13 protein-coding genes are annotated in these 10,193 nt (G+C 64.3%); 5 read left to right on the top strand and 8 right to left on the bottom strand.

The features are described from left to right. The first annotated feature begins 7 nt into the window (after nt 1–7). Genes AC6CDK_RS06885 through AC6CDK_RS06870 form a run of 4 tightly spaced genes read left to right on the top strand, consistent with a single transcriptional unit; the run spans nt 8 to nt 3,221 of the window. Nucleotides 8–937 (top strand): 4Fe-4S dicluster domain-containing protein, encoded by a 930-nt coding sequence (locus AC6CDK_RS06885; protein ID WP_192905871.1) that lies wholly within the window; start codon nt 8–10, stop codon nt 935–937. A gap of 43 nt (nt 938–980) precedes the next feature. Continuing rightward, nucleotides 981–1,985, top strand: a complete 1,005-nt coding sequence (locus AC6CDK_RS06880) for a 4Fe-4S dicluster domain-containing protein (protein WP_066358204.1) — start codon at nt 981–983, stop codon at nt 1,983–1,985. Between the two features lie 12 nt (nt 1,986–1,997). Next, a complete protein-coding gene (locus AC6CDK_RS06875) occupies nt 1,998–2,366 on the top strand; it encodes a hypothetical protein (protein WP_039647373.1) in 369 nt (122 codons plus the stop codon). Between the two features lie 12 nt (nt 2,367–2,378). Beyond that, nucleotides 2,379–3,221, top strand: a complete 843-nt coding sequence (locus AC6CDK_RS06870; protein ID WP_192905872.1) for an FAD/NAD(P)-binding protein — start codon at nt 2,379–2,381, stop codon at nt 3,219–3,221. A 98-nt stretch (nt 3,222–3,319) separates the two neighbouring features. On the opposite strand, the gene AC6CDK_RS06865 is transcribed toward AC6CDK_RS06870, so the two are convergent. The 5 genes from AC6CDK_RS06865 to AC6CDK_RS06845 form a co-directional block, all read right to left on the bottom strand. Beyond that, complete coding sequence (locus AC6CDK_RS06865; RefSeq protein ID WP_192905873.1) at nt 3,320–4,495, bottom strand: aminotransferase; 1,176 nt, start codon at nt 4,493–4,495, stop codon at nt 3,320–3,322. 12 nt (nt 4,496–4,507) lie between these two features. Then, entirely contained in the window at nt 4,508–5,308 is an 801-nt protein-coding gene (pgeF, locus tag AC6CDK_RS06860; RefSeq protein ID WP_192905874.1) for a peptidoglycan editing factor PgeF, read from the bottom strand. Nucleotides 5,309–5,310: 2 nt separating this feature from the next. Next, on the bottom strand, nt 5,311–6,279 hold the full coding sequence (locus AC6CDK_RS06855) for an RluA family pseudouridine synthase (RefSeq protein WP_192905893.1): 969 nt from the start codon (nt 6,277–6,279) through the stop codon (nt 5,311–5,313). Nucleotides 6,280–6,363: 84 nt separating this feature from the next. Next, the gene (locus tag AC6CDK_RS06850) at nt 6,364–6,627 is read right to left on the bottom strand and encodes a hypothetical protein (protein ID WP_039647384.1); all 264 of its coding nucleotides are present in this window, start codon (nt 6,625–6,627) and stop codon (nt 6,364–6,366) included. 43 nt (nt 6,628–6,670) lie between these two features. Further along, the gene (locus tag AC6CDK_RS06845; protein WP_192905894.1) at nt 6,671–8,086 is read right to left on the bottom strand and encodes a DegQ family serine endoprotease; all 1,416 of its coding nucleotides are present in this window, start codon (nt 8,084–8,086) and stop codon (nt 6,671–6,673) included. A gap of 181 nt (nt 8,087–8,267) precedes the next feature. On the opposite strand from AC6CDK_RS06845, the gene AC6CDK_RS06840 reads away from it, so the two are divergent. Next, nucleotides 8,268–8,858 carry a helix-turn-helix domain-containing protein gene (locus tag AC6CDK_RS06840; protein ID WP_192905875.1) on the top strand — a complete coding sequence of 197 codons (591 nt, stop codon included), beginning with the start codon at nt 8,268–8,270 and terminating at the stop codon, nt 8,856–8,858. 18 nt (nt 8,859–8,876) lie between these two features. Here the strand turns inward: AC6CDK_RS06840 and AC6CDK_RS06835 are convergent, their stop codons facing one another. From AC6CDK_RS06835 to AC6CDK_RS06825, 3 genes are all read right to left on the bottom strand, one after another. Beyond that, nucleotides 8,877–9,218: a PilZ domain-containing protein gene (locus AC6CDK_RS06835; protein ID WP_192905876.1), complete on the bottom strand. Its 342-nt coding sequence runs from the start codon at nt 9,216–9,218 to the stop codon at nt 8,877–8,879. 9 nt (nt 9,219–9,227) lie between these two features. Next, a complete protein-coding gene (locus tag AC6CDK_RS06830; RefSeq protein ID WP_192905877.1) occupies nt 9,228–9,425 on the bottom strand; it encodes a hypothetical protein in 198 nt (65 codons plus the stop codon). Nucleotides 9,426–9,506: 81 nt separating this feature from the next. Next, nucleotides 9,507–10,106, bottom strand: a complete 600-nt coding sequence (locus AC6CDK_RS06825) for a hypothetical protein (protein WP_192905878.1) — start codon at nt 10,104–10,106, stop codon at nt 9,507–9,509. Nucleotides 10,107–10,193 lie beyond the last annotated feature (87 nt).

The raw sequence follows: 10,193 nt of genomic DNA, 5'->3' as shown, positions 1-10,193 counted from the left end.
GTTCATCATGACGAATACCGCACATACCATCGACACGGCGCTCTATGACGCCGTCACCGACGCCCTGCGGGCGGAAGCCAAAAAGGTCCTGGAATCGGGCACGGCTGCCGCCGTGATCGGCTGGCAGGCGGGACGCCGCAGGGGAAGCGCCGTGCCGGCCATCGTCACCGATCCCGCCGACGCTGAAAAACTCATTTTTTCCCCCTCCTGCGTCAACAACCTGGCCCTTTACCTGACCAAGGCCAAGAAGGAGGTCCGGGAAAAGGGCACGCTGGCCGTGGTGGCCAAAGGGTGCGACATGAAGGCCCTGGCCGGCCTCATGGGTGAGAACCAGCTCAAGCGCGACGACATCTACATCATCGGCGTGGCCTGTGCCGGGGTCTACGGTCCGGCGGTCCAGGGCAACGCTCCCCTGGACGACAGCACCCTGGCCCGCAAGTGCCGGGAGTGCGCCGCAGAGCTCCCCGAAGGGGCCGATGTATCCTTGGGGACCGTCCCCCGGAGGCCCGCCCTCACCCCCCACGAGGCGGCTGAACTGGCCCGGCTCGAAGCCATGACCCCGGCCGAGCGGTGGGCGTTCTGGAAGGAGCATTTCTCCCGCTGCATCCGCTGCTACGCCTGCCGCCAGGTCTGCCCTTTCTGCTACTGCGAGCAATGCCTCTGCGACCGCAACCGCCCCCAGGCGGTGGAAACCACGCCGCGTCCGGCGGGGAATATGGCCTGGCACATGGTCCGGGCCATGCACCTGGCCGGCCGTTGCGCCGGCTGCGCCGAATGCGAACGGGCGTGCCCCATGGACATCCCGCTCAACCTCCTCAATCGCAAGATGGCCAAGGAGCTGAAGGAACTCTACGGCCACGAGGCTGGCTTCCAGGCAAAGGAAAAGGGACCGTTGGCGGAGTACCGGGAAGACGACGATCAATCGTTCATAAAATAACCATGCAGGGGCGCCCGGCCGGGCCGCCCCTCCAGGAACCCCCATGCCGAAAATCATCACCGATCAGAATCTCCGCCTTCTCATCGATACGCTCGCGGGCGAGGGCAAACGGGTCATCGGCCCGAAAGCCGTGGGCACCCTGACCCTGTACGAGCCGCTGGCCTCGGCGGAAGAGCTGTCCCTGGGAGAACTGCCCCGCCGTTCCGCCAAGGAGACCTTTTTCCCCCTGTGCGAGAATATCCTGACCTATGAAAAGAGCAGTTCCGGGACCAGGGTGCACGACATCGACCCGGCCCGCTTCCCGGAGACAGTGCTCATCGGCGCCCGCCCCTGCGACGTGGCGGCGGCCCCGGTGCTCGACGCGGTCTTCTCCTGGGACTTCAAGGACGAATTTTTTCTGGAGCGGCGGCGCAAGACCACGATCATAGGCCTTGCCTGTACCACCGCGGACGATGCCTGTTTCTGCACGGCGGTGGGGCTTTCCCCGGCGGACACCAAGGGGAGCGACCTCTTCCTCACCCCCCTGGCTGGAGGAACCTACCGCTGCGACGTTATTTCCGACAAGGGTGAGGCGCTCCTGACCGCCCATGCCGGGCTCTTTGCCGAGGCGGATGCCGGCGAGCCTGTTCCCCTTGCCGAGCCCCAGCTGGCGCCGCTCGACCTGGACCGGATCAAGGCCTGGCTCGACACCCATTTCGAGGACCCCCTCTGGGAAGAGATCGCCGCCCGCTGTGCCGGCTGCGGCGCCTGTGCCTTTCTTTGCCCCGCCTGCCACTGTTTCGACATCAGCGACGAGGGGAGCGAGAAGCAGGGGGCGCGCCGCAAGCACTGGGACGCCTGCGGTTTCGGTAAATTCACCTACCATGCGTCGGGCCACAACCCCCGCGAGGTACAGCCCCATCGCTACCGCAACCGGATCATGCACAAGTTCAAGTACTACCACGACAAGTTCGGCCAGCGCCTCTGCACCGGCTGCGGACGGTGCATCCGCGCCTGTCCGGTGGGGATCGACATCGCCCAGATCATTGACGACATCAATAACAAGTAAGAGGAGTTCCCCATGGAACGCTTCATCAACATCGATCGTGTTGTCGCCGTCCAGATGACCACGCCGGAGGACAATCCGCTGGTGACCGATGCCAGCCGGATCATGGATGTCTGGTTCAACGGACCGGCCATCCGGAAACAGCTCTTCAAGAAGGTATCCAGAGCGGAGCAGGAACAATTCGCTGCCAACCTGCTGAAGCGCGGCTTCGTGCAGTCCGGCAACCTGCTGATCAATCCCAGGGCAGTTCTGTTCGCGGAAATGGAAAACCACCTGCTGGGTGGCGTGATCACCATCGGCTTCGGAGACAACAACCGCCCCGTGGAGCTCAAGGTAAAGGGCCAGGCATTCTCGGACCTGGCGGCAAAACTGGCGGAAGGATAAAAGGGCTCCACCATGTGCGACCACAAGAACATCTACCTCCCCCACTTGGCAACGATCGAGGAGATCGTTGACGAGACCCCCGACATCCGCACCTTCCGGCTCGTGTTCCAGGATGAACGGGTGCGGGAGCATTTTACCTTCAGGGCCGGCCAGTTTGCCGAGTACTCGGCCTTCGGCGCCGGCGAGGCCACCTTCTGCATCGCCTCGGCCCCCACCCGGCAGGGATACATCGAGTGCTGCTTCCGGGCCGTGGGGCGGGTCACGGAAGCATTGCGTTCCCTGGAGACCGGCGACACCATCGGTGTGCGCGGACCCTACGGCAACTCGTTTCCCGTCGAAGAGTTCTTCGGCAAGAACCTCGTCTTCGTGGCCGGAGGCATCGCGCTGCCGCCGCTGCGGACGCTCATCTGGCAGTGCCTGGACTGGCGGGAGAAATTCGGCGACATCACCATCGTCTACGGCGCCCGGACCGAGGCCGACCTCGTCTACAAGCGGGAGCTCAGGGAGTGGGAGGAGCGGAACGACGTACGCCTGGTAAAGACTGTGGATCCGGGGGGTAATTCCCCCTCATGGGACGGGCAGGTGGGCTTTGTGCCGACGGTCCTGGAGCAGGCAGCGCCGGCCGCGGAAAACACCATCGCCCTGGTCTGCGGACCGCCCGTCATGATCAAGTTCACCCTTCCCGTGCTGGAGAAGTTGGGATTCGCCGACACGGCCATCTACACGACCCTGGAGAACCGGATGAAGTGCGGCCTCGGCAAGTGCGGCCGCTGCAACGTCGGCAATGTCTATGTCTGCAAGGACGGCCCGGTCTTCACTGCGGCCCAGGTCAAGGCCATGCCCCAGGAGTTCTGAATCGCGAGCGCTTCTGCGCAAAAGCCCCCTGCCATGACATTCGGCAGGGGGCTTTTTTCGTTCCGCGGCAGGCGGATGAAGATCGGAAGAGGAGAACCTCAGGGGGCAAACGAGCGGAATCGCTCCACCGCGCCGGGGATGGCTTCGTCGCGGATGTTGCCGAAGGCGAGCCGGAGGTAGGATTCGAGGCCGGGGCCGAACACTTCGCCGGGGAGGCAGATGATGCCGGCTTCCACGGCCAGCCTGCGGGCGGCCTCCCGGCCGGTGCCCTCCTGCAGGGGATGCCGCACCCAGGCGAAGAAGGTGCCGCTCGCCACGAGGCTGAACGGATTGCCGGGACGGGTAAAGAGCGACCGAAAGAGGTCGTGCCGTCGGGTCATCATGAGCCGGTTCTCTTCCACCCAGCCGTCCAGATGGCTGACCCCGTAGAGCACGGCATGCTGGGTGATGCGCGGCTGGCAGACCGCCATGGTGTCCTGGGCCTTAAGGGCGTGGCCGATGAACTCTTTCGACGCGGCGAGACAGCCGGCCCGGTACCCCGTGAGGGCATAGGTCTTGCCGAAGGACATCAGGTGGATCAGGTGATCCCCCCAGCGGGGGTCCTGGAAAAGATCGTGGGGCCGCTCACCGCCGGGGATGAAGTCGGCATAGGTTTCGTCCAGGACCAGTGCGATGCCCCGGCGCCGGGCCAACCCGTGGAGTTCCTGGATCGTTTCCGGCGGCGTGACCACGCCGGTGGGGTTGGAGGGGGTCACCAGCAGAATGGCCCTGGTGCGCGGGGTGATGAGACGCTCCACCGCAACGGGGTCAGGCACCCCGCCCCGTTCCTCGTCAAAGGGAAGGTAGACCGGCCTGATGCCCAGGATATCCAGGGCCATGGGATGGTCGAAGTAGGCGGGGAGCGGGACGATCACCTCGTCCCCGGCGCGGCAGAGGGTCACCATGGCGAGCCAGAACGCCTGGCTGGCGCCGATGGTGAGGCAAAGCTGATCCGGATTCATGGCCGCGCCGTAGACCCGGCCGTAGCGGGCGCACACCCCTTCGCGCACCTCGGGGAGCCCCTCGTCGGGCGAGTATTTCGACACCAGCGGATCGTCCAGGAGCGCCGCCAGGTAGTCGGTCAACTGACGGGCCGGCGGATAGTCGGGCACGGCCTGGCACAGATCCACCAGCGGGCGCTCCGGGTCGGGCTCCCGGTGAGCGAGCCAGCTCTTAACCTCGGAGATGGGAGCGCACTGGACTGACCGGATCTGATCGGAAATGGGAAACTTCATCGGCGCCCCGCCCTATCCTTTCAGCATGATGAATCCCATCTGCCGACCAGTATCTCCCTTGTCGCGACGGTAGGAGAAGAACTGCTCCGGCGAACAGCAGACACACTGGCCGCTCGTCTCGATATTTCCCTCCGCAATACCCGAGGCTGCCAGTTGCCGCGCGTTGGCCCGCGCCAGGTCCAGCTGCCACCGGGCCACGCCGCTGAGGGTGGCGACCTCGTCCCACTCGCAGCCCCCCTGGCGGAAGGCCTGGGCAACGGGGGTATCCACCTCGTAGCAGCAGGGGCCGATGGCCGGCCCCACAGCCGCCAGGATGTCCCGGGGATCCGAGCCGAACATGGAGACAAAGGCCTCCACCCCCTTGCGGCAGATGCCCGATGCAGTTCCCTTCCACCCCGCGTGGAGTGCCGCCGCGACGCCCTTCACCGGATCCAGCAGGAGCACCGGCACGCAGTCGGCAACGCAGACGCCGATCATCACACCGGGCTGGTTGGTAATGATCCCGTCGGCTTCCAGCCGTTGGAAGTAGCCGTAATCGGGGTTCGGCGCGTCAATGACCAGCAAGTCGGTCCCATGGACCTGGGTGACGGTCACCAGGCGCTCAACGGTGCCGCCGAAGGCCCGGGCCAGGATGCTGCGGTTCCCCTCCACGCTGTGGGAGGAGTCCGCGGTACCGGTACCCAGGTTGAGGGAATTGTAGGGGGTGCGCGACACCCCTTCGTGGCGGGTGGTGAATCCCTGCACCGCCACACCTGCGGCGGCCAGCAGGGACGGCTCCACGTAATGAACCTTGTCGGCTCGTTTCATCTCCATGATCAGGCTCCTTGTCGTTCCAGATAATCGATAATCCGCGCCATATCCTCGGGCAGCTCAGTGTCGAACTCCAGGTACTCCCCCGTGACCGGGTGGACGAAACCAAGGGTTTTGGCGTGCAGTGCCTGACGTCCCAGTTCCCGGATGAGTTTGCGCAGGACCGGGTCCCTGAGGTTGTTGATCCGGCCGGCGCCCCCATAGACCTCGTCCCCCACCAGGGGAAACCCGGCCTCGGCCATGTGCACCCGGATCTGGTGGGTACGCCCCGTTTCCAGCCGGAGCCGCAGCAGCGTCACGCCGGTGAACCGGGCGGCCACCCGCCAGTGGGTGACCGCGTGTTTGCCATGGCGCGCCGTGCCCGACATCTTCTTCCGGTCCGTGGGATGCCGGCCGATGGCCCCCTCGATCCGTCCCTTGTCCTCGCGGGGCGAGCCGTAGACCAGAGCCAGGTAGACCCTCTTGACCGTGTGGTCGTGGAACTGCCGGGAGAGCGATTCGTGGGCCCGGTCGTTCTTGGCCACCACCAGGATGCCCGAGGTATCCTTGTCGATGCGATGCACGATGCCGGGACGAATCTCGCCGCCAATGCCCGAGAGATCCGTACAGTGGGCCAGAAGGGCGTTGACCAGGGTTCCGCCGGGATTTCCCACGGCCGGGTGGACCACCATGCCCGCCGGCTTGTGGACCACAATCACGTCGCCATCTTCGTGGAGGACGACCAGCGGGATCTCTTCCGCTTCAGGCACTGCGGGGGCCGGCGGCGGCACCGTCACCACCACCCGCTCGCCACCCCGGAGCTTGAGAGACGGCTTCTCGACGCGATCGTCCACCGTCACCCGCCCCTCTTCGATGAGGCGCTGGGCCGCCGAACGGGTTATTCCCTGGACCGAGCGGGCCACGAACTGGTCGAGCCGTTCCGCTTCACCTTCCGTCGGCACCGACAGATCGTAGCGCTCCTCTTGTCTCTCCACCACTGCTCCTCTCCGTCCCTGAACAGGACGGGGGCGCGACCGCCGGCCGTGCCCCCGTCCGAACCCTTTCCCGCTTTTCCGCCCCTACCAGATGGCCGACTCGATCTTGCCCGCCCGCTTGATCAGGACATCAACCAGGGCCAGGTCGAAAATGCCGGTTCCCGCCAGTTCAGGCGCCACCCGCGAGGCGAAATGCTGGCGCCCCTCCTCGATCTCTTCGGCCAGCAGATCGAAGATGGTGTCGTTCTTGATCCCCTGCTCGACCTTTTCCCGGTTGTAGATGGCAATGTCCGAGATGATGGCGCGGGCGAGGCGGCGGGCCTGGTCGGGATTGTCGATCATTGTCATGGTATGTCCTCTGTCGTTGGCTGGCCCATGAGCCGGAAGTCCGCTACCTGAGCCTGAGGGAGAAATAGATGCTCGCGTCGCCGCGACGCACCAGAAGCACTACCGAACCGCGTCGGGCCGCCTCGCGCATGACGCGGTCGTACTCTGCCAGGTTCGCCACGGGACGCCGGTTCACCGCCACGATCACGTCCCCCTCCCGGATGCCCGCCTCGCCGGCGGCGCTCCCATCGTCCACCTGGACCACCAGGACGCCGGTGAAACCTTCCTGACGGTATTCGCGGGGTAGTTCCTCCACGGCAAGGCCAAGGGTGTCGGGCGCCCCTCCCTGGGGCCGCGCCTGGCGTGCCTGGACGCTGTCGGAACTGGCCGTCGCCAGGGAGAGCTGAACCTCTTTCCCTTCCCGGAAGACCACCACCGGCACCTTTGTCCCCGGCGCCGTGTCGCCCACCACCCGCTGGAGGTGCTGGGCATCCTTGATCTCCTTGCCGGCGAACCTGAGGATGATGTCCCCCTGCCGGATGCCGGCAGTTGCAGCCGGGCTCCCTGCCACCACGTCGCTCACCAGGACGCCCTGGGCCTTTTTCAGGCCGAATTCCTTGGCAAGATCGTCGGTGACCGGCTGAATTGTGACGCCGAGCCAGCCGCGGGTGACCTTACCCTTGGTGATGAGCTGGGTGACGATCTGCTTGGCCATGTTGACCGGGATGGCAAAGCCGATCCCCTGGCCGGCGGCCACGATGGCGGTGTTGATGCCGATCACCTCACCGTGGACGTTCAGCAGAGGCCCCCCCGAATTGCCGGGGTTGATGGAGGCGTCGGTCTGGATGAAGTCCTCATAGGTCTCTATCCCCATGTTTGAGCGACCGGTGGCCGACACCACGCCGACGGTCACGGTCCGGTCCAGGCCGAAGGGATTGCCGATGGCTACCGCCCACTGCCCCACCTGGAGCTTGTCCGAATCGCCCAGGACCGCCACGGGAAGTTCCTCACGCGAGTCGATCTTGATGACCGCGATGTCGGTCTTGGGGTCGCTGCCGACGATGCGGCCGTCGTAAACGTTCTCATTGGAGAGCTTGACCTTGATGCTTTCGGCGTCGCGCACCACATGGTCATTGGTGACGATGTACCCTTCCCGGTTGATGATGAAGCCAGAGCCGAGGCTCTGTTCCCGCCGGAACCGGGGGCGGTTGTCGAAGAAATCATTGAAAAAGGGGGAAAACTCGAAGAAGGGCTGTTCGATCTTTCTCCGGCTGACGGTGGAGATGTTCACGACCGACGGGGTCACCTTCTTGACCAGCTCGACGAAGGCCTGCTGGGTGGCAAGGATGTCCCTGGGCACCTCCTTGACCGGCGCGTCGGCACGGCCCGACTCATAGAAGAGCTTTTCTTCCTTCTTCGTGCAGGCGGTGAGAGTTGTGACAAAGAGCAGCGATATCAGGAGCAGACGACGGACGAACATGCAAAGAACCTCGCTCATACCGGTTCATGGGAGCTGATCGCTCTAAACCTTTGAAAGAGTAGCCAATATGGCCGGGGATGTCAACGCCCTTTAGGCGCCGAACCGCGCCCCGCGGCCATTCGGATTAGCACTTGACGGTCCCGCGGGAGTTGACCTATAACGGGCAGGAGAGGAGATCACCGTGGACGACATCAAATCCCAGATCAAGGAATTGCGGCTCGGCGCCAAGATCAGAAAGCTCCGTCAGGAACGACGGCTCACCCTCCAGGAACTGTCTGAGCTCTCGGGACTCTCGAAACCCCTTCTTTCCCAGATCGAAAACGACCAGGTCACCCCTCCCATTGCCACGCTGCTCAAGATATCCAAGGGATTGAAGGTGGGCATCCACTACTTCTTCGAAGAGGAGGAAGACCAGCAGAAAGTGGTGCTGACCCGGGCAGCCCAGCAACAGCCGACCCGACGCCGCTCGGGAAATGATGCTCCCCATGGCTACATCTACCGGTCCCTGGCCCCGGGCATCCGGCACAAGCCAATGGAACCGTTTCTGGTGGAGTTCGAACTGACCGACTGGAGTGACAGCTTCTTCTATCGGCACGACGGTTTCGAATTCATCTACCTGCTCGCCGGAGAACTGGAGTTCCACTACGGTAGCGATGTCATGCGGCTCCTGCCTGGGGACAGTATCTACTACGACTCCTCGGAGCCCCACGGCTACGTTTCGGTGGGAGAAGAGCGGGCTCGGGCGGTGGCGGTTCTCTATACCCGGGACTGACCCGGTCCGGCAGAAAGCCTAATGCACGGGCCGTTCCCGCTCCCGCTGCTCCAGCAGCAGTCGCATGAACTCACGCAACGTCTCCCGGCCCCGGGCATCCGGCTCCACAAACTGCAGACCCATGGCCCCTTCCGGTTCCAGGCGGCTCCAGACCACCTGGGCCTTCAGGGTCACGGCACTGGCCGAGCGGGGGGTGAAAAACTGGAGGATAACGCTACGCCCGACCGGCAGCGGGTCCTCCGTAATAACCGCCACCCCCTCGTCCGACAGGTCAAAGGTGTAGAGGCAGGTGGCTCCGTCCATTTCCACGAGCCAGCACCCTACCTCCACCGACAGCCGCTTGCACTTTCGTCCTTCCACGGGACACCCCTATTCGGGCGCTTCCTCGCAGTCGGCAGCCACCCAGCTGTCCAACTGACCGTTCTCCAGTCGAACCTGAATGGTTCCCCCCTCCTCGGTGCAGCCGAAGGTAAAGCCGATCTCGCCGGTTTTCACGTTCCGTACCCTGACATTCTCTTCCTTGCGTTCAGTGCGGTTGCATACCGCTGTGCGGTCCTGCTCTTTCATGGCGTCCCTCCCTCGGGTTCGGTACTGACGAAAAAAGCCTAACACGGGCCATCCGCTTTGCAACCGGGACCTCCGGGGACGCTACAGCTCCTCCCCCTCCCTGACTCTCGCCCGGACCACCCGCACGCACCCTCCGCCCCCGGCCAGGTCAGCATACACCCGTGCCAGGAAACGGACCGTCACCACTTTGTGGATATATGCCTGCGTGAAGCGATAGAGCCATTTCCGAAGCCGCGACGGTTCACTGCTCCCGAGCAGCAACGGGCAGTAGTCGGTCAGTCGCAGGGTGAGACGCACACCGGAAACGTCATCATCCAGCATGAACGAAAGTTCTCCGCGGTCGCACTGGCGGGCCTGAACCAGGAACCCGCCGCAAATACGGAGGGTGAGCGCCTCATGGCCAGGGCCATCCCGTCGTGTCGGCGGGGTAAAGAGAATCAGGCTCCGGCCCGTCCCGGCCAGACGGAAGGCGATACCGTCCGCCGCGACAACCGGCCGGATCAGGGTAAGCGTGAAGCGCCGGATGTAGGCAAGGTACCGCTCGAGGAGAAACTCAGCGGAGAGCCGCGGGCGGAGGTCTGAGGGTACCGTCGTCCACTGGACCGAGAATACAGAGGAATCCTCCATGAGGATCTGCTGGCAGGCTATCTCTCTCGTGAACGGACCTTCCGTATTGCTCATCGCCCCCTCCCGCCACAACCATACCACAGCCTCCGGCCCTTGTCTTACGGCAGAAGCGTGTACAATAGATAGATAGATTTCCGCCGC

Source organism: Geobacter sp. PheSNFMC (assembly GCF_059620965.1).
The sequence above is the reverse complement of the archived record's forward strand: the minus strand, read 5'-3'. Positions and strand labels throughout refer to the sequence as shown.